This window comes from Citrobacter sp. Cpo221, assembly GCF_030332345.1.
Classification (GTDB): Bacteria; Pseudomonadota; Gammaproteobacteria; order Enterobacterales; family Enterobacteriaceae; genus Citrobacter; species Citrobacter portucalensis.
Genome location: NZ_JAOWIA010000055.1, coordinates 1 through 20,537, shown reverse-complemented (window position 1 = coordinate 20,537; position 20,537 = coordinate 1). Strand labels below are relative to the sequence as shown.

The 20,537-nt window shown below is 50.6% G+C and carries 16 protein-coding genes; 4 read left to right on the top strand and 12 right to left on the bottom strand.

What is annotated here, in order from left to right; all coding sequences use genetic code 11:
- The first annotated feature begins 221 nt into the window (after positions 1–221).
- A complete protein-coding gene (gene pmrR / locus OGY72_RS24795; RefSeq protein ID WP_003826741.1) occupies positions 222–311 on the top strand; it encodes an LpxT activity modulator PmrR in 90 nt (29 codons plus the stop codon).
- Here the strand turns inward: pmrR and pmrB are convergent.
- From pmrB to melR, 7 genes are all read right to left on the bottom strand, one after another.
- Positions 305–1,378 (bottom strand): two-component system sensor histidine kinase PmrB, encoded by a 1,074-nt coding sequence (pmrB, locus tag OGY72_RS14050; protein ID WP_286548013.1) that lies wholly within the window; start codon positions 1,376–1,378, stop codon positions 305–307. The two genes, pmrR and pmrB, sit on opposite strands and share 7 nt — an antisense overlap.
- A gap of 9 nt (positions 1,379–1,387) precedes the next feature.
- The gene (gene pmrA / locus OGY72_RS14045; protein ID WP_003826748.1) at positions 1,388–2,056 is read right to left on the bottom strand and encodes a two-component system response regulator PmrA; all 669 of its coding nucleotides are present in this window, start codon (positions 2,054–2,056) and stop codon (positions 1,388–1,390) included.
- Between the two features lie 4 nt (positions 2,057–2,060).
- Positions 2,061–3,698, bottom strand: coding sequence for a phosphoethanolamine transferase EptA (gene eptA, locus OGY72_RS14040; RefSeq protein WP_149385123.1), 1,638 nt, complete (start codon positions 3,696–3,698; stop codon positions 2,061–2,063).
- 146 nt (positions 3,699–3,844) lie between these two features.
- Positions 3,845–5,182 carry an arginine/agmatine antiporter gene (gene adiC, locus OGY72_RS14035; protein WP_003031853.1) on the bottom strand — a complete coding sequence of 446 codons (1,338 nt, stop codon included), beginning with the start codon at positions 5,180–5,182 and terminating at the stop codon, positions 3,845–3,847.
- Between the two features lie 127 nt (positions 5,183–5,309).
- Positions 5,310–6,071: an AraC family transcriptional regulator gene (locus tag OGY72_RS14030; protein WP_008786968.1), complete on the bottom strand. Its 762-nt coding sequence runs from the start codon at positions 6,069–6,071 to the stop codon at positions 5,310–5,312.
- A 314-nt stretch (positions 6,072–6,385) separates the two neighbouring features.
- Positions 6,386–8,653 (bottom strand): arginine decarboxylase, encoded by a 2,268-nt coding sequence (gene adiA, locus OGY72_RS14025; protein WP_148362704.1) that lies wholly within the window; start codon positions 8,651–8,653, stop codon positions 6,386–6,388.
- A 237-nt stretch (positions 8,654–8,890) separates the two neighbouring features.
- Complete coding sequence (gene melR, locus OGY72_RS14020; RefSeq protein ID WP_003826756.1) at positions 8,891–9,823, bottom strand: transcriptional regulator MelR; 933 nt, start codon at positions 9,821–9,823, stop codon at positions 8,891–8,893.
- A 269-nt stretch (positions 9,824–10,092) separates the two neighbouring features.
- Here melR and melA point away from each other — a divergent pair, with 269 nt between their 5' ends.
- The 3 genes from melA (at position 10,093) to OGY72_RS14005 (ending at position 13,228) form a co-directional block, all read left to right on the top strand.
- Complete coding sequence (gene melA, locus OGY72_RS14015) at positions 10,093–11,448, top strand: alpha-galactosidase (protein WP_286547986.1); 1,356 nt, start codon at positions 10,093–10,095, stop codon at positions 11,446–11,448.
- Positions 11,449–11,540: 92 nt separating this feature from the next.
- Positions 11,541–12,971 (top strand): melibiose:sodium transporter MelB, encoded by a 1,431-nt coding sequence (gene melB, locus OGY72_RS14010; RefSeq protein ID WP_126319472.1) that lies wholly within the window; start codon positions 11,541–11,543, stop codon positions 12,969–12,971.
- 2 nt (positions 12,972–12,973) lie between these two features.
- Complete coding sequence (locus OGY72_RS14005; protein WP_003826761.1) at positions 12,974–13,228, top strand: SemiSWEET transporter; 255 nt, start codon at positions 12,974–12,976, stop codon at positions 13,226–13,228.
- A 20-nt stretch (positions 13,229–13,248) separates the two neighbouring features.
- Here the strand turns inward: OGY72_RS14005 and OGY72_RS14000 are convergent, their stop codons facing one another.
- From OGY72_RS14000 to OGY72_RS13980, 5 genes are all read right to left on the bottom strand, one after another.
- Positions 13,249–13,872 carry a DUF2238 domain-containing protein gene (locus OGY72_RS14000; protein ID WP_032934135.1) on the bottom strand — a complete coding sequence of 208 codons (624 nt, stop codon included), beginning with the start codon at positions 13,870–13,872 and terminating at the stop codon, positions 13,249–13,251.
- A gap of 148 nt (positions 13,873–14,020) precedes the next feature.
- The gene (gene fumA, locus OGY72_RS13995) at positions 14,021–15,667 is read right to left on the bottom strand and encodes a class I fumarate hydratase FumA (RefSeq protein WP_057068411.1); all 1,647 of its coding nucleotides are present in this window, start codon (positions 15,665–15,667) and stop codon (positions 14,021–14,023) included.
- 96 nt (positions 15,668–15,763) lie between these two features.
- Complete coding sequence (dcuB, locus tag OGY72_RS13990) at positions 15,764–17,104, bottom strand: anaerobic C4-dicarboxylate transporter DcuB (RefSeq protein WP_003031873.1); 1,341 nt, start codon at positions 17,102–17,104, stop codon at positions 15,764–15,766.
- A 715-nt stretch (positions 17,105–17,819) separates the two neighbouring features.
- The gene (dcuR, locus tag OGY72_RS13985) at positions 17,820–18,539 is read right to left on the bottom strand and encodes a two-component system response regulator DcuR (RefSeq protein ID WP_003826770.1); all 720 of its coding nucleotides are present in this window, start codon (positions 18,537–18,539) and stop codon (positions 17,820–17,822) included.
- Positions 18,536–20,167: a sensor histidine kinase gene (locus OGY72_RS13980; RefSeq protein ID WP_003826772.1), complete on the bottom strand. Its 1,632-nt coding sequence runs from the start codon at positions 20,165–20,167 to the stop codon at positions 18,536–18,538. The genes dcuR and OGY72_RS13980 overlap by 4 nt, the downstream gene beginning before the upstream one ends.
- Between the last annotated feature and the right edge of the window lie 370 nt (positions 20,168–20,537).

Genomic DNA, 20,537 nt, shown 5'->3' with positions numbered 1-20,537 from the left:
GGCCTACGGGCAGCGTTGTACTCAGTAGGCCGGATAAGGCGTTAGCCGCCATCCGGCGCATGGCCTGGACATTCGTGTTAATGCCTGATGGCATTACGCTTATCGGGCCTACGGGCAGCGTTGTACTGAGTAGGCCGGATAAGGTGTCTTATGATATCGACTTAAGGTTGGCTTAATCTGTGTCAGGCAAACTCTCCTCCATAGTTTCGGAGGAGAGTGTCATGAAAACCCGTATTTATGAAAGTTTGACCACCGTGTGCAGTGTGCTGATTGTTAGCAGCTTTTTGTACGTATGGGTGAGCTCTTACTGAACTTTCGCTAATTCCACCCAGGCGCGAGTACCGGTAGTTCCCTGACGATTTTGCAGATAGAAATGCCCTTGATGTAACTGGGTGATACGACTGACAATGCTCAGCCCCAGCCCAATCCCACCAAAACGGCTGTCCATTCGGACGAATGCTTTACTTAACTCCCCGCATTTACTTTCATCAATGCCCGGCCCTTCATCTTCGACGGCCAGGACGGCATCATGCTCTGTGTTCAGGCTAATCGTAATATGGGTGCCTTCCGGGCTGTAACGATGCGCGTTTTCCACCAGATTTCGTAGCAGCATCCGCAACAGCGTAGCATCGCCACGCACGACAACGTCCGCCGCGCTTTGTGGTAGGAGCAGCGTCTGTTTACGTTGGTCCAGCATGGTGCTGAGTTCATCGTAGGAGGGCAGAATAACGTCCTCCAGCAGTTTGACATGCTGGTAACTCCCGGCCGAAAACGACTGTCCGACGCGGGCGAGTTGCAGCAGTTGCGATACGCTGTCCATCATCTGGTCAAGGCGGGCAATTAACGGCGTAACGTCGACCTTATGGGTTTTGGATAATAATTCCAGATGCAGGCGAACGCCTGACAGCGGTGTACGCAGTTCGTGGGCGACATCGGCGGTAAATAAGCGTTCGTTTTCAATAGTGCTGGTCAGCCGTGTCACTAGCTCGTTGAGCGCTGAGACAACGGCCTGAATCTCAACGGTTGAGCTGTGAATTTCAATTGGGGCCAGGTTATCGGCTGCTCGCGCTTCTAACTCTTTTTGCAGATCTGCCAACGGGCGGGTTATTCGTCGCACCGCCTGATAGCAAATCAGCAACGTCAGGCTGACCATAAAGATGCCGGGGACGATCAGGCTGGCGATAGCCTCGCGGATCTCATGCATGATGTGGCGATCGTTATTGCGATTTTCGCGTAGCGCCTGTTCGAATAACTGTATTTGTTCGGTACTTTCGTGCCACAACCAGAAGGTACTAATCAACTGAAAGACCAGCAGAATAAGACCAATCGTCAACATCAGGCGATGACGAAGCGGGAGCGGTTGTTTTAGATATTGCAGCGGTTTCACTTAGCTTTCCTCAGTGGCGACCAGCATATAGCCAAATCCCCTGACCGTGCGGATGCGTGATTTACCGACTTTATCGCGCAGATTGTGAATATGCACTTCCAGCGTATTGGTCGACGGTTCGTTATCCCAGCTGTAGATGTCGTTATACAAAATTTCCCGGTGTACCGGGCTGCCCGCTTTGAGCATCAGGCGTGACAGGAGTGCGTATTCTTTCGGCGTTAAGATAACCTCTTGTCCGTCCATCCACACCTGGCGACGACCGATATTCAGCGTCAGATTGCTGACAATTAATTCACTTTCACCCTGATTGTTGTGGCGACGCAGAAGTGCTCGGATGCGGGCGTGCAGTTCTTCCAGTGCGAACGGTTTGACCAGATAGTCATCGGCGCCCACGTCCAACCCGCTGACCCGGTCTTTGAGCGTGTCACGGGCGGTGAGAATAAGCACTGGCACGGTGTATTTTTTCTGCCTGATCCGGTTGAGGAAATGCAGGCCGTCTTCATCCGGTAAACCCAGGTCCAGAACCACCAGACTGTAATGTCCGGTTTCCAGACACTGCTCCGCTGCACGGGCCGTTGATACGCCGTCGCAGGCATAGCCTTCTGTTTGCGCGGCGAGTATCAGTCCCTGTAATAACAACGTATCGTCTTCAACAATCAGAATTTTCATTCGTTTAGCCTCCCCGGCAGGGTTGCAGAATATCATCCGCCGCCTGATATTTCTGTGTTTGTACGCCCGTTAATCCCAGCAGGGTCGAGAAGAGATTATCCTGTGAGAAATCTTCTGAGCTTGCCCGTTTTTGCAAACATGTCTGAGAGACCTGATAGCGTTGCTGATAATCCTCGGAGAGCCACAGCAGCATCGGCACATGTTTTTGCGTATCTGGTGCAATCGAATACGGCAGGCCGTGCAAATAGACGCCATTTTCCCCTAAGGATTCGCCGTGATCGGAAAGATAGACCAGGCTGGTGGTGAAATTATCCTGGTGTTCTTTCAGTATATTGATTGCTTTATCAACAATATAGTCAACGTAAAGAATGGTGTTGTCGTAAGTATTGACCAACTGTTGCTGCGAACAGGTCTGGATTTCGTTGGTATCGCAGGTTGGCGTAAATTTCTTAAACTGCGCAGGATAGCGGTTGTAATAGGTCGGGCCGTGGCTGCCGATGGTATGCAGCACAATCACGCCGTCGCCTTGCAGGTTATTAATGTACTCTTCCAGCCCGTGGAACAGGACTTCATCGTAGCATTCACCGTCAATACACTGCCCTGGCAGGTTCAGCTTAGTCATATTCTGGTGTGGAACCCGGTCGCAAGCCCCTTTGCAGCCGCCGTCGTTATCGTTCCACAGAACGTTAATTCCCGCCCGCTGAATGATGTCGAGTACGCCTTCCTGATGCTGTGCCAGTTCTTCGTCGTAGTGCGCGCGTGGCATATCCGAGAACATGCAGGGTACTGATACTGCCGTTGCCGTTCCGCAGGATGTGGTGCGGGGGAAATAGACCACATCATCTTTTTCCAGCAGCGGGTTGGTCAGGCGCGAGTAGCCTGACAGCGAGAAGTTATCGCCGCGCGAGGTCTCGCCGAGAACCACAATCGTCAGGTTTTTACGCTTTTCTTTTACCATCAACGGATTGCGATGTGCATCTTCGCCAATGCGTACCAGCGGCAGGTGGGCCAGTCGCTGGTGTGAATACCAGGATGACGTCGCCACAATGCTGTTGGATGGACTGAGGGATTTCACCAGTTCTTTGTTGTTGCGAAACAGTGAGGCGTAATCTTTATAGAAGAACGCAGCGACCAGCACGATCAGCAGCGCGGAGATCAGAATGTTCGCGCCACGAAACAGTATGCTGCGCATGACTGGCGTGATCGGTTTGATTTTTACCCAGCAGGCAATGAGCGCGGCCAGAATACCGCTGATCCCAAGTGTAAGCACCATTCGTGGCGTCATGAGGGCGAAGGTTTCAGCGGGCGTAGTATCCATCATATTGGCGATCATCGAGCGGTCGATGATGATGCCGTAGGTCATGATGAAATATTGGGCCGATGCACCAACCAGAATGAAAATGCACGCCACAAGGCGATTAAGCCACAGGAATGAGGCCAGCGTCAGCACGATGTTCATGACGCTGAACGCGACCACCGGCATTGATAAAAACACCAGCACGTTACGCACAGAGTCCAGAGGCAGGTCTTGCAGCACTTGTTTATAGAACGCAATGTTCAGGAAGGTCGCAAGATAAAATGAGATCAGCAGGAGCCAGCTGATTAGCCCGAGAGTGGGCCTTTTAAACAAGAGCTTTAACATTAAGGGGGTTCCATCGACTATGTGGCGCAAATCCTCTCAAAGTAAAATTAAGCCAACCTTAAGTTCTTAATGTTGATTTTTCGACTATCAGCGAGGCAGCGTAGGCCCGATGAACTGACGCCATCGGGCAATGAAGATTGCTTAAGTTAGTTATTGTTTACCGGGGCATCCAGTGGATACGGGTTTTTATGGATCCGGTTGTAGTTCAGTGCGTACAGCGCGGTGATGATCATCAGCGTGACGAACGACCACATCACTTCTTTGGCGCCGGAACCGACAACCGCCCAGATGCAGTAGACAAAGGCGATAAAGGTCACCAGTAAGTACATCGGGCGTGCTTTACCAAAGTGGCCATGGCCGAGCAGCAGCAGCGCGGCGCAGGTGTACAGATACGGCACCAGGGTGAAAATAACGGAAACCGAAGAGACCAGACCAAACTCTTTCGCTGCGTTCGGCGACATACTGCTGAACTGGAAGATGGTCATCAGGATGCCGACAATAATTAACCCGGCCACTGGCGTACCGGCTTTGTTCACGCGGGCAAAAATCGGTGGGAACAGGCCGTCATCGGCTGCGGCTTTGGCGGTTTGCCCGGCAAGCAGCGTCCAGCCGCCCAGAGAACCAAGACACCCGGCAGCAGCACAGAAGGAAACAATCGCCCCAGCGGTGTCACCCAGCGCCATACGTGCGGCATCACCGAACGGAGAGGCTGATACACGCAGCGCCGCGTTAGGGATCATACCCATGATCGCGGTGGTGGAGAGCACGTAGCAAACAGCGGCAATCAGCACGCCGCCCATGGTGGCGATAGGTACGTTACGTTTGGGATTTTTAACCACGCCAGCCGCAACGGAGGCGCTTTCCACCCCGATAAATGACCACAAGGTGACGTTCAGAGTGCTTTGAATTGCGCCGAAGGTGTTCATGCCGCTGACGTTCCAGGCCGCCATATAGGTTTCACCGCGGAACCAGAACCAACCGAAGACGGCAATCCCGACAATTGGCACCAGTGCCAGTACCGTTGCGACGGCCTGCACGCGGGTGATCATTTTCGGTCCGACAATGTTCAGTAATACGAAGATCCACAGCACTACGACGCAGGTCAGCGTCAGGACCAGCGGATCTTTTAAGATGGGGAAGAAGTAGCTCAGGTAACCGACGCCAATGACCACCATGGCGATGTTACCAATCCAGCAGGCCAGCCAGTACAGCACGTTGGTCTGGTAGCCCAAAAAAGGACCGAAGCAACGGCGGGCGTAAGCATAAGAACCACCGGGACTGGAGTCTAAGGACGACATTTTGGCGTACACCATCGACAGTGCCAGAGCACCGATAATCGTGACCAACCATCCGTAGATTGCAATCCCGCCAGTTGACGCAAGGTTTGCGGGTAGCAGGAATACACCGGAACCCATAATATTCCCCGACACCATAAGGGTGACGGGGATTAAGCCCACTTTGTGAGCATCAGCATCCGTCGACATATTTTTTAACTCCTGATAAGGATAAATGACGCCTTATCATACCTCGTCAAAAGTCTGTTTAATGATGACGGAGCTGGGGTATCGCTAATGCTGATATTATTATGGCTTATCGCTAACTGATTAAAAATCAGGCGGCGGATGGCTCCCTATGTTGACTAACATAATGCAGAGGCGTCATCCCATAGAACTCTTTGAATACGGAGATAAAGTATGAGGTACTGTTATATCCACACAGTTGAGATACCTGGGAAATGTTTTTGCCGTCCATCAGTAATTGATTGACGGCATATCGCATGCGACATGTGGTAATTATTTGGCTGTAACTTGTATTTTCACTTTTGAGCTTTTTCTTTAACAAACTGGGACTCAGACATAAGCAACTGGCAACCATGCTTAAATTCCAGTCTTTATGTATATCGCTCTCAATAATGTGATAAACGCTGTCGCTGATACAGTTGCGCAGCATATACATGAGCAAAGAAATAAACTTTTTGCTGTCGAGAAAGCGTGATAACACCGTGAACAGTAGCGAGCGTGTACGCTCTCTTTCAGCTTCGTTCACTGTGTCCATTACGCTATGTTGGGCAGCCACCCTGAAGACATCCGGCGTCAGACACGCGGCGGTCATCACTGGGCTGGCACTGCGTTGCCAGAGTGGGATCTGTGAAAGGTCTTTATTTAAAAAGCGCAGATAATCTTTAATGATATCGCGGCTGATATGTACGACCAATGCGTTATTAAGTGATGAGAAATCGATAATATTATTATCGCATGCCACCAGTGCCATATGATTAGCTTTTAAACTGATGGCTTCTTTACCGTTAATCCTTAACCAAACATCCTTCTCCGTTAATACAACAACACAAGCTTCTTTGCTGCAAAGCCTCATACCCAACTCCAGGAATATGAACATAAAACACCGTAGCTCAACATCGGATGAGCCAAATCGGCTAAATTGAAATTGTATGATGAAACCAGGACTGCAATAAAATAACGTGTCTGAAATTAATTACAATGTTTGGCGGGATTTTTCTTATGTACACATTTTTGTACGCAAGTGGAAAGGCGCTATTTGCGTATAAAAAAAGCGCGGGGTGGTCCCGCGCAAAAAGGTATGACAATGTTATTGTTTTGCAGCAATACTCAGGAATTACTCAAGCATGACATGTCTACCTTAAACATCGGACTATCTATAAAACGACATTATGCTTTCACGCACATAACGTGGTACACACCGTCAATAATTTCCGTTCCTTCGGTTTCATGTTCAAATCCAGGGAAGTGGTGGTCCCAGGACTGCAACGAACGTAGATAACTAATCTGCGGGCTATTGGCGTCGCCAAAGTTTTCCCCGGACAGCAGCATCGGAATTCCTGGTGGGTAAGGAATAACGGAATTCGCGGCTATACGACCCGGCAGATTTTCAATGGCCACCATCTCAACGTTATCGCTGACTATCGCGTTATAGGCTTCACGCGGGGTGATTTCAGCAACAGGCAGGCCGGAGTAGGCCGCGTTAAGACGTGCGCCAGGGTTGTTCTCTTTCAGCCAGGCGAACATGGTGTCGCCCAGATCGTGAATGCCCATGTTGGCGTAAGTGTCTGGATGTTCCTCAACCAGTTCTGGCATCACCTGTGCCAGCGGGGTATTGGCATCGTAATGGTGTTTGAAAGAGCACAACGTGTTGATCAGTGTGCCCCATTTCCCGCGGGTAATACCCATGGAGAACAGGAACATAATCTGGAAATCGGTGGTACGGGTCGGCACGATGCCGTGACGGCCAAGCCAGGCGGTGACCAGTGCGGCCGGTACGCCGTTCTCTTCCAGTTCGCCATCGTCGCCCATCCCCGGTGCCAGAATGCTGACTTTGATCGGGTCCAGCATGCTCCAGTTATCCGGCAGGTCTTTAAATCCATGCCAGGATTCACCCGGACGCATCACCCAGCAGTTCTGGTCGGTGGTCAGGAGTTGGGTTGGCGCATCGGCAAAGTCATAGGTTTTGCCGGTCTGCGGATCGGTCACAATCTCTTTGTTCCACGGTTTGAAGAACCAGTCGCCTTCGGCGGTGAATTCTTTGTACAACCGTGCCATGGCCTGGCGGAAATCGACCGCTTCGTCGATCACTTCCTGGGTGAGCGACAGGCCGCTGTTACCGTCCATCATGGAAACCGCCACGTCGTTTGAGGCGCAGATGGCATACAGCGGAGAGGTAGTGGCGTGCATCATGTACGCCTGGTTAAAGCGGGAGAAGTTCACGGCCCCACGGCCTTCACGAACGTGAATGTAAGATGCCTGAGAAAGCGCATTCAGCAGTTTGTGGGTCGAGTGGGTGGCAAAAACGGTAGGACCGTTATGATCGCCCGGCGCGCCACGCATGGCGTAGTGATCGGCATAAATTGGGTTGAAGCGAGCATAGCCGTACCAGGCCTCATCGAAGTGGATGCGATCGCTGGTTTGCGCGAGCAGGTCCTGGGCCTCTTTGGCGTTGTAACAAACACCGTCGTAGGTACAGTTGGTCACAACGCTGTAAGACGGTTTTTGTCCGGCTTTGTCTTTGGTCAGCGGGCTTTCGCTGATTTTTTTCTGCAAAGTTTCAGGCTGCATTTCCTGCGGGTAGATAGGCCCGATAATGCCGTACCGGTTGCGGCTTGGCACCATGTACACCGGTTTTGCCCCAGTGAGGATCAGCCCCTGTTCGATGGATTTATGGCAGTTACGATCCAGCACCACGACGTCGTTGTCGGTCATACAGGCCTGCATGATGGTGCGGTTAGAGCCGGAAGTCCCGACCACTACGGACCAGGAACGGTCTGCGCCAAACACGCGGGCGGCATATTTTTCGCTCTCACCAAACGCGCCGGTATGATCCAGCAGCGAGCCAAGGGATGCGCGTTCAATACCCATGTCGCTACGGAATAAGTTTTCACCGTAGTAATCATGGTAGAAACGACCGGCCGGCGTTTTGGTAAATCCGACGCCGCCCTGGTGACCTGGTGCTGCCCAGGAGTATTCATGGATGTCGCCGTACTTCATCAGCGCGCTGAACAGTGGCGGCAGAAGTTGTTGGCGGTAGCGGGTCATCGCCGCAACGGCGCGCCCGGCGATAAAGTCTGCGGTGTCTTCCAGAATCCAGGCGAATTCATCGACAAGCTCCAGCAGGTCGCGATCCAGCGATGCGGTGGCTTTTTCGCGATCGCCCAGCAGGAAAACGGGAACGTTTTGCTGGCGCTCGTGGAGCTTGCCGATCAATTGCCTGACGTTCAGGTGCTCGTCTTGTTGTTCCATTTGATAGCTGAACATCAGACAATCAATGGCTTCATTGGCGGCGAGGATTGCATAACCATCGTCGAATGAGGTGGACTTAATGACGGTAACATTTTGGCGGCTTAATGCGTCAGCCAGACGTTCGACAGCGCTACCGACCCAGGTGTCCTGATGCAGAAACTCACTTTCAACAATTAATACTTTCATCATCTTTTACCCGGTTGTGGAAAGGTTGCAATCTATGAATTGCAGACACACCGTATGAATGTGACGCAGGCAAGTATTATCCTGTCAAAATGGGCTGTAAAGCGGGTAAAAAATAGCCTGATCTGTGTTTAATTTGTTTTTAAACAGTGGTTTATGTTTGCTTGTTGGCGGTTTTTCACCGCCGTTTATCGACAGGGGGAATATTTTTTTGGCTGATACTGATATTGCCGAATGATATCAACCTGCGATTGTTTGCCGATGCTGCTGGCTTAGTTTGCGGTACTGCTGCGGCGACATGCCGACAAACTTGCTGAAGGTGTCATAAAAACGGCTGCTGGATCGGAATCCGGCGGTCAACGCAACGTCGAGAATGGTTTTATCGGTATCGCTGAGCAATGCGCGGACGTGATTGATCCGCATTGCCGTAATGTACTGCTTCAGGGTGAGTTGCATTACGCGTTGGAAAATCCCCATCGCGTAGTTGGCGTTGAGCTTCACGTGTTCCGCGACGTCGTTGATGGTGAGCGCCTGATCGTAGTTGTCGGCAATAAAGCTCAGCATTTGGCTGACGTAAAACTGGGCGTGCCGCGACACACTGTTTTTGTGGGTCCGCGAGGTTTTATTGACGAGTATAGGCTGCCAGCCGGAAAGGCTAAACCGTTTGAGCATCAGACCAATTTCATCAATGGCGAGCTGGCGAATTTGTTCGTTCGGGTTGCTCAGTTCCTGTTGCCAGCGCTGAACCTCAAAGGTGCTCAACTGCTGCGACGCCAGCGATTTGATGACCATTCCATGGGTAACATGGTTGATCAGCTCGCGATCCAGCGGCCAGGAGAGGAAAAGGTGCATCGGTAAATTGAAGATAGCCATACTTTGGCAGCTGCCCGGACGCGTGAGTTGATGCGGTGTACAGGCCCAGAATAGCGTGATGTGTCCCTGTTTTATCTGCACGACTTCATTGTTGATAAGGTACTCGACGTCACCATCAAACGGAACATTGATCTCCACCTGCCCATGCCAGTGGCTGGCAGGCATAGCATGCGGTGAGCGCAACTCGATATCCATCCGTTGATATTCTGAGTACAGCGATAGCGGGCTGCGGGTTTGTTCTTCATCGCTACTGCACATGTGCGGATCGGGAGGGAGAGGCGATGTCGGTAATGTACTCATGGTTGCTCCATTTCCTGAATTATCAGAATCATGTCATTTAACACGTATTAAGGCTGAGAATCAGGACACAAATTGGACCGTTACCATTGAGCATAGCGACATTTTGCGGCCGCATACTCTGCTTTTTGGGTAATTTTGTCCCATAAACTCAGATCCAATAGGGCGCAGAGTGATGATCTGAGTTTATGGGAATGCTCGGCAGGGAAGTCGGAGGTTTTCATCTATGCGCTGTGCCACCATGACTGTGTTCACTAATGTTCTGGAGAGTCATGATGTCTGCACCCAAAATTACCTTTATCGGCGCCGGTTCCACGATTTTCGTCAAAAATATTCTTGGGGATGTCTTTCACCGCGATGCGCTTAAATCTGCGCATATCGCCTTGATGGATCTCGATCCTACGCGTCTGGAAGAATCACACGTTGTTGTGCGCAAGTTGATGGATTCTGCGGGCGCGTCTGGACGAATCACCTGCTATACCAATCAAAAAGCGGCATTGCAGGATGCCGATTTTGTGGTGGTCGCTTTCCAGATCGGCGGCTATGAACCCTGTACCGTCACCGATTTTACGGTGTGTAAACGCCATGGTCTGGAGCAGACGATTGCCGACACGCTGGGGCCGGGCGGCATCATGCGCGCGCTGCGTACCATCCCGCATTTATGGCAGATTTGTGAGGATATGACCGAAGTCTGTCCGCAGGCCACAATGCTTAACTACGTTAACCCGATGGCAATGAACACCTGGGCAATGTATGCGCGCTATCCGCATATTAAGCAGGTTGGGTTGTGTCATTCGGTGCAGGGGACGGCGGAGGAGTTGGCCCGCGATCTGAACATCGATCCTGCTTCTTTGCGCTATCGCAGTGCCGGGATCAACCATATGGCGTTTTATCTGGAGCTGGAGCGCAAAACGGCGGACGGTGCCTATGTGAATCTCTACCCGGAGCTGCTGACGGCCTATGAATCCGGTCAGGCGCCGAAACCAAATATTCACGGAAATACCCGTTGCCAGAACATTGTGCGTTATGAAATGTTCAAAAAACTGGGGTATTTCGTCACCGAATCGTCGGAGCACTTCGCTGAATATACGCCGTGGTTTATCAAACCGGGGCGTGAAGATCTGATTGAGCGCTATAAGGTGCCATTGGATGAATATCCGAAACGTTGTGTGGAACAGTTGGCGAACTGGAAAAAAGAGCTGGAAGAGTACAAAACGGCTGAGCGGATCGACATTAAACCGTCGCGCGAATATGCCAGCACTATCATGAACGCTATCTGGACCGGTGAACCGAGCGTCGTGTATGGCAACGTTCGCAATGACAATCTGATCGATAACCTGCCGCAAGGCTGCTGCGTTGAAGTCGCTTGTCTGGTCGATGCGAATGGTATTCAGCCAACGAAAGTCGGGACTCTCCCGTCACATTTGGCGGCCATGATGCAAACCAATATCAATGTTCAGACCCTGCTAACGGAAGCCATCCTGACGGAGAATCGCGATCGCGTTTATCACGCGGCGATGATGGATCCGCATACCGCCGCGGTACTGGGGATTGAAGAGATTTATGCGCTGGTGGACGACCTGATTGCGTCTCACGGCGACTGGCTGCCGGCCTGGCTGCACCGTTAATACACAATCACGCCGGGCATTGTATCCGGCGTTTAACCTCTGACGTTTCCTCTTACAGAAGGCGGGCGCTGGTAACAGCGACCCGATACCCTATGAGCATATCTCTGACAACAAAACTCAGTTATGGATTTGGAGCGTTTGGTAAGGATTTCGCCATCGGAATTGTGTACATGTACCTGATGTATTACTACACCGACGTGGTGGGATTATCGGTGGGGCTGGTCGGAACGTTGTTCCTGGCGGCAAGGATCTGGGATGCGGTAAACGATCCCATCATGGGCTGGATTGTGAACGCCACCCGATCGCGCTGGGGAAAATTTAAACCCTGGATCTTGCTCGGTACGCTGGCGAACTCATTGGTGCTGTTTTTGCTTTTTAGCGCACATCTTTTTGAGGGTACTGCGCAGGTCGTATTTGTTTGCGTGACGTATATATTATGGGGAATGACCTACACCATTATGGATATTCCATTCTGGTCACTGGTGCCAACCATTACACTGGATAAACGCGAGCGTGAACAACTGGTGCCGTATCCGCGTTTCTTCGCCAGCCTTGCCGGGTTTGTTACCGCAGGCGTGACGCTACCTTTTGTGAGCTATGTTGGCGGAGCCGATCGTGGTTTTGGTTTTCAGATGTTTACGCTCATTCTCATCGCGTTCTTTATCGTTTCCACCGTTGTGACGCTACGGAATGTGCATGAGGTTTTTACGTCAGACAGTGAGGCCACGGCAGACAGCAGTCGTCTTGGGTTGAAAGCGATCGTTGGGCTCATTTATAAAAATGACCAGCTAACCTGCCTGTTAGGTATGGCACTGGCTTACAATATTGCATCCAATATCATTGCTGGCTTTGCCATTTACTATTTTACCTACGTGATTGGCGATGCAAGTCTCTTCCCGTACTACATGTCTTACGCAGGTGCGGCAAACCTGCTGACGCTGATTTTCTTTCCTCGGTTGGTAAGCGCGTTGTCACGACGGATCTTGTGGGCTGGGGCATCGGTGCTGCCGGTGCTTAGCTGTAGCGTACTACTGGTGATGGCGCTGGCAGATTTCCATAATATCTTACTGATTGTTATTGCTGGTGTTTTACTAAATATTGGATCTGCGCTTTTCTGGGTGTTGCAGGTCATTATGGTGGCGGATACCGTTGATTACGGTGAATACAAACTTAATGTTCGTTGTGAAAGTATCGCTTATTCGGTACAGACAATGGTGGTAAAAGGCGGGTCAGCATTTGCCGCTTTCTTTATCGCATTGATACTCGGGGTGATTAATTACGCGCCAAATGTCGCGCAGTCTGCCGAAACCATCGTTGGCATGCAGTTTATTATGATAGCGCTACCCGCACTCTTTTTCGTTGTGACCTTAGTCCTGTATTTCCGCTTTTATCGACTGAATGGCGACACCCTGCGCAGGATCCAGATCCATTTACTGGATAAGTATCGCAAGGTGCCGCAGCACCATGAGCAACCGGATATCCCGGCTATTGCGGTAGTGGCTCCAGGCGATGTGAAGGCATAGCGATGGAATGGCAATCGTTGATTGGATATTTGGCGGCCAGCCTGACGACGCTCTCTTTCTTGCCGCAAGCCATTAAGGTTATTACCACCCGCAATACGCAAGGTATCTCCGGTTTGATGTATGTGATGTTTGTGTGCGGGCTGGTTTTGTGGCTGATTTACGGATTATTGATTGAAGATACTGCCGTCAGCATGGCGAACTTTCTGACACTGTTGTTCGCCTTGCCGATTCTGGTTATCAAGTATCGTAGTAGGTAGCGTAGATTGCCGGAGAAGCGTTAGCGCTCTCCGGCCGTTTTTAACTGCCGATTGTGCCAGCCCGCCAACGCGAGGACCGTTGTTAACGCACCGAGCAGGGCGCAGAACATGTCCGACTGGGTATCCCACGGGTCACCCTGCGTGCCAAGGAAGTCATCCGCACCTTGTCCCATTGCCAGCGCCGCCCACCATTCGATCAGTTCATACATTGCGCTAATCGCCAGCGCTACGCAGCAGACCAGAAATGACAGCATCTTACGACCACGGACAATATTGCCGCGCACTAAAATCTCTCTTGCCGTCAGGGCTGGTACCAGCCCCTGGAAGAAATGGCCCAGCTTGTCATAGGGGTTACGGCTGAGATCCAGCCATTCCTGAACCTGAAAACCAATGGGAACTTTGGCGTAGGTATACATCCCACCTACCATCAGAATGATGGCGTGCAAGAAAATCAACGTATAAAGCAGCGGCGTCAATGGGTACTGCTTCATGGTAGCCAGCAACAGCGGGACGACAATAATGACTGGCGTGACTTCCATCAGCCAGGTGATTTTCTCAGAGGCAGAGATACCGGTGTAGATAAGAATCAGCGCCAGGATCAATGCGCCAGTGCGCAAGATTGTGGGGTTCAGAGTGCGGAGCATTGCGAATTCACACGTAATGGAAAAGGTCACTATTCCCTGTGAACGGCAAAAATTCAATACCAGTAAATGGGGGGGATAAAGTTGGCCCGGGGGGATCGCTGGACTGACGCCAAAAATTTAGTGCCAGTCCAGTGCCGGGCCGAATGGGTTACTTCGCGCAGTTAGCGCATTGTTTGCTGACGATTTGCTGGAAGAAATCGTTGCCTTTGTCATCGACCAGGATGAAAGCCGGGAAATCTTCTACTTCGATTTTCCAGATAGCTTCCATTCCCAGCTCCGGGTATTCCACGCATTCCAGATGCTTAATGCTCTGCTGCGCCAGTACCGCTGCCGGTCCACCGATGCTGCCCAAGTAGAAGCCGCCGTGTTTGTGGCAGGCGTCAGTCACCTGCTGGCTACGGTTACCTTTTGCCAGCATGATCATGCTGCCGCCGTGAGACTGCAACAGGTCAACGTAGGAGTCCATACGACCCGCGGTGGTTGGACCTAAAGAACCGGACGGGTAGCCTGCAGGCGTTTTGGCCGGACCCGCGTAGTAGATCGGATGATCTTTCACGTACTGCGGCAGACCTTCGCCGGACTCAATACGTTCTTTTAACTTCGCGTGGGCAATGTCACGACCAACAATGATAGTACCGCTCAGTGACAGACGAGTAGAAACCGGGTACTGAGAGAGCTGGGCGAGGATCTCTTTCATTGGGCGGTTAAGGTCAACTTTAACCACTTCGCCTTCGCCCGCCTGGCGCAGAGATTCTGGAATGTACTGACCTGGGTTATGTTCCAGTTTTTCAATCCAGATCCCTTCGCGGTTGATCTTGGCCTTGATGTTACGGTCTGCGGAGCAAGAAACGCCCATACCAACCGGGCAGGACGCGCCGTGGCGAGGCAGGCGGATCACGCGGATATCGTGTGCGAAGTATTTTCCGCCAAACTGAGCGCCAAGGCCGAGTTTTTGCGCTTCTTCCAGTAGTTCCTGTTCCAGTTGCAGATCGCGGAACGCCTGGCCGTGAGCATTGCCTTCAGTCGGCAGCGCGTCATAGTAGTGTGTGCTGGCCAGCTTCACCGTTTTAAGGGTGCTTTCCGCTGACGTGCCGCCAATGACGAATGCGATGTGGTACGGCGGGCAAGCTGCGGTACCCAGCGTACGCATTTTCTCAACCAGGAAGTTTTTCAGTTTGCCGGGAGTCAGCAGCGCTTTGGTTTCCTGATACAGATAGGTTTTGTTGGCTGAGCCGCCGCCTTTGGCCACGCACAGGAATTTGTATTCGTCACCGTCCACGCTGTACAGATCGATCTGTGCGGGCAGGTTGGTGCCGGTATTCACTTCTTTGTACATATCCAGCGCCGCGTTTTGCGAGTAGCGCAGGTTATCTTCGATATAGGTATTAAATACGCCTTTGGAGAGCGCCGCTTCATCGCCGCCGCCGGTCCAAACACGCTGACCTTTTTTACCCATGATGATTGCCGTACCGGTGTCCTGGCAGGTTGGCAACACGCCTTTGGCGGCGATTTCGGAGTTTCTCAGGAACTGCAGTGCCACGTACTTATCGTTTTCGCTGGCTTCGGGATCATGGAGAATTGAGGCGACTTGCTGTTGGTGTTCTGGGCGGAGCATGAAGGAGGCATCGTGGAAGGCTTGCTGGGCCAGTAGCGTAAGTGCTTCAGGGGCTACTTTCAGGATTGTTTCGCCTTCAAACTCGCCGACGCTGACGTGTTCGGATGTCAGCAGGTAGTACTCAGTTTTGTCTTCCCCCAGTGGGAAAGCCGCCTGGTAAGTGAATTCAACTTTTGACATTTGCTTCCAGCCTTTTCATTTTTCTCAGGAATTTTAAAATTCTCTGTGTCTTCATGGTGGCGTGCCGTACCAACGTGGACGGCACGCGAACTGTGATTACAGGAAACCGTACATTGCGGCGAAGATCCAACCAAAGACACAGGATACGCTTACGCCGATCAAGCCAGGCAGAATGAAGCTGTGGTTGATAACGAAGCGGCCGATGTGGGTGGTGCCGGAACGGTCAAACTGGATAGCAGCCAGATCGCTCGGGTAGGTCGGTAGAATGTAGTAACCGTAACATGCCGGAGCAGAAGCCACGATGTACGCGGGATCAACTCCGATTGCCAGCGCGACCGGAACAATCGCTGCCAGCGCCGCTGCCTGGGAGTTTACAAATTTGGATACCAGCAGCAGAACAATTGCATAGGCCCACGGATACTCTTTCACCATATTGCCCAGCACACCTTCGATTTCTGTCATGTGCGCGCCGAACATTGTTTCGGCCATCCAGGCAATACCGTACACCGCCACAATCGCGATCATACCGGAACGGAAGACTTCGTTTTTAGATATTGAAGCGGGATTGGTCTTCGTCAGGATAATAATCAGCGCACCGGTCAGCAGCATGAACATCTGGATAACCAGCACCATTGACAGCGGTTTGCCGCTAAAGGTAGGACGCAGCTCAGAGAACGCGCCAAGCACGGCAACAACGGCGATAGCGGCCAGGAAGATCCACATGGCCAGCCAGTTGCTTTTCGGCAGCTTTTTGTCTAACAGCGTGGCGGTATCGCCATACACATAGTTGTGGTTTTCAGGTACGGAAATGAACTTCTGGAACTCTTCATCTTTATCCAGATCCTTACCACGGAACCAGCTGAAGATACCGATCGCCAGGATACCCAACAGGGTAGACGGGATGGTGATGCTGAGCAGGTCGAGGAATTCGAGATGCTTGCCTTCAAACGTTACGTTACCCAGCATTGCCACCAGTGACACAACGGCTACAGAAACCGGGCTGGCGATAATCCCCATCTGCGCGCCGATAGAACTCGCCGCCATCGGACGTTCCGGGCGAATATTGTTCTTAATGGCAACGTCATAAATGATTGGCAGGATGGTGTATACCACGTGCCCTGTACCGCAGAGAATCGTCAGGGTGCAGGTAACGAAAGGTGCGACGATGGAAACGTATTTTGGGTTACGGCGCAGCAGCTTTTCAGCGATTTGCAGCATAACGTCAAGGCCGCCGGAGGCTTGCAAGGTTGCCGATGCGGCCACCACGGCAATAATAACCAACATTACATCTACAGGTGGTTTACCCGGCTGGAGATGGAAAACGAAAACCAGAATGACCAGGCCGATACCGCCTAATAAACCCAGCGCGATACCGCCCTTTCTGGCACCATAAAACAAACATATTAATATTATGAGAAGTTGTATACTAAATAACATTTTATTTACCCTCGCGAAAAACCCAGTCAATTTTTGAAAAATGGATCTGTGCCACATTCTTTTTTGCCAGAATAAGCATCAAAAAATGGTTAGTATTCGATATATCCGTATTTGCGATTAATGTTCAAATGTCTTGCTAGAATGTTTTTTTAAAGTTATGGCGATATTTGGTTTTTTCTGTGGCTTTGATCAGAGGAGAGAATCCTCAGGCGATGGGAAGCAGAGCTGAACATGGAAAGCTGCGGTTGACGCTGTAATTTATCTGTTTTGCGTTTTCCGCTATTACGTGAACCACCGACAGAATGGGTGAGTAGATTATTTATGTGATCACGGTCACGCCATCTCATAATGTGATGAGGTCGGCGTGCGGATACTTTTATTTGCTCACAAAAATGTACGGTGTCCATGGTACGTAGCATGGTCTCCATTGCTACCAGTCTAGATTTTGTATGTCTGGTTAATTTCAGACTAATCCTTTATGGGTAAAAATACACACTCTGCGAGTTAGATAATACTTAATTAACTTTTGTTAGCGATTTTGAAATTAAAAACAGTGTGATGTTTGTCAATATTAGAATAATGCATTTAACATGTCGGATACAAATATATTTGATCTAACGCAAATTTATAATTTTACAGTTCCAGCTGGTGAAATTGGGATTTTTCATTATTTTAATAATTGTTACTTTCAAATAACAAATAATCCCAAGTGTATTTATTGGCAATATTGTTTAAGCAATGAGTAGTGTTCAGCCTGCACGCGATAACGATAAACAGGTCTGCCGGTCACGCCATAATGGATGCTGGTAAATAAGATGTGACAATTGACGAGCCAGATAAGGTATTTACGGCAAGAGACGCGCGAGATATTGACCTCGTTGGCCAGCTCATCTGTGGAGAACTCTTGATCCTGGTGCTCATCAATCCACTGACACAGCGTGCGTAACGTTTGTGGCGTTAACCCTTTGGGTAAGCGCCGTGCTTCCTGTTCATTGGAAGAGTTGCCGTGAATCAGCTGGTCAAGCTCAGACTGTTCATAATACTGATGCTTGTCCATCTCATTTTTCTTGTGCAGCCAGCCGGTGAGCGCCTCTTCAAACCGGGAAGCCTGGAAAGGTTTGATCAGGTAGTCAACAACACCGTAGTGAAGTGAATCTTTGATGGTGGTGGCATCAGCGGCGGAAGAGATGACGATGACATCACACTTGCAACCTTCGCTGTGCAGAACCGGTAGCAGGTCCAGACCGTTTTCTTTTTGCATATAAATATCTAGCAAAATCAGATCAATATGATGACCGCTATGAAAGATTATCTCTTTTGCTTTCTCCAGCGTGGAGGCTGTGCCGCAGCAGTGAAAACCGGAGAGTTGCGCGACATAACGGCGGTTTAATTCCGCTACCATTGCATCGTCATCGACAATTAAGACATTGATCATCTGCTGGCCCTCTCACCATTCCACGGTAACTGTACAAAAAATTGGGTGAAGATCCCAGGTTCAGACTCGACGGAAATATTACCGCCAACGTTTTCAACCTGTTGTTTAACAAGCGCTAAACCAACGCCCCGTTCGGTTCCTTTTGACGAAACGCCCTTCTCAAAGATATGCTCAATGTTTTCGGGGGCAATCCCCGGACCATCGTCATTCACTTCGCAATGCAACCAGCCGTGTCGATAATGCAAGGATACGCTGATCTCACCACCAGGTTCTTGACCTAGCGCTTCCAGGGCGTTTTCAATCAGATTCCCCAGAACGGTAATCAGCACCGCCACCTGATCTTCGTTGCTATTTTCCGGTAACTGGCTTTCATTGCTAATGACCAGACTATGGCCTAAATCAGATGTGCGATTAATCTTACTGAGTAAAAATCCTGCGATCACCGGTGATTTTATTTTTCCTAACAGCGAGCCAATTTCTTCCTGATAATTGTTTGCTGTCTTCAGGATGTAATTTTCAAGCTGCTTATAACTTTTCAGATGCAATAATCCCAGAATCACGTGCAATTTATTCATGAATTCGTGGGATCGTTCACGAAGTGCGTCGGCATAGTTGACCATACCATCCAGACGTTGCATTAGTTTTCGGACTTCAGTCTTATCTCTGAAGGTTGAAATGGCACCGATGATTTTACCGTTGCTGAGTACCGGGACCGTGTTAATTAAGAGTAGCCGATCCTTCACCATGATCTCTTCATCGCGGCGCGGCGTTCCGTCATGTAGTACCTGTGAAAAATCGACCACCTGTGACCACGCATGGCTGAGTGTGGAGAGCTGGGCATCATCTTGTGATTTGTGATAATCCAGCAGCTCCTGCGCCGCTTGGTTAATCAGCGTCACCTCACCGCATTCGTCAACGGCAATGACACCTTCCTTTATAGAGTGCAGCATCGCCTGGCGTTGTTCGAACAGATTGGAGATTTCATAAGGCTCCAGACCAAACAGAATGCGCTTGAGAACTTTGACAAATACCCATGTACCGAGCAGTCCAACCAGCACGCCAAATAAGATGGACCAGATGATGCTGCCGCGGCTGTTATTGATCTGCTCAGTCACCCGGCTTAGCTCAAGGCCGATCGACACGACGCCAATCTGCCGGTGATGTTCGTCATAGATAGGAGTAAATACACGTAGAGCTTTAGCCAGGAATCCGCGATTAATGGCGACATTCTCTTTACCCTGCAGGGCCAGCAATATGTCATCGCCTTTAAATGGCTGACCGATTCTCTGCGCTTCGGGATGGGAGTAACGAATGCTTTGCATATCAGTGACGACGATGAACAAAAAGTCGTTGCTCTTATTCACCGCCTGGGCAATCGCCTGAATGCCGCTTTCCTCGGGCTTTTTCATTAGTCCCTGGCGGATCTCCGGAGAGTTGGCTAGCGTTCGCGCGACCGCAAGCGCTTTACTCGCTAATGCATCGCGCGTCATGTTGCTGATCTGCGAGAAATAAATCAGATGAACGACAAGCAGCACGGAGAAGAGTACTGCACTAACCATGAGGATCACGGTGGTGCCAAGCTTCATCGGGCGTTTACGTATAGCAGTACGTTGCAGGGAGTATCTCATCACGGTCCTGAAATCACGGTTTGTACGGGTATTATTGCCTGATGGGGTGCGTAATTCAAAGGTGGTAGGGATTATGGCGCTTAAGTTGTCAGTCCTTCTTCTTTATATAGCGTAGAGTGAATTTCTTTCTATATAGAGGTTTTCATACCGATTCTCTCCCTTTTTAGGGACGCTTACAGATAATTTCCTTACGATTGTGGATAACTCTGTGCGTAAATGGGTATAAGGCGGGGTTTTGCTGTGGAATGCAGCAGTCAGTCATTTTTCTGTCATTTAAGGGTTGCGGGCCGCAGGAAACTCCCTATAATGCGCCTCCATCGACACGGCGGATGTGAATCACTTCACACAAACAACCGGTTCGGTTGAAGAG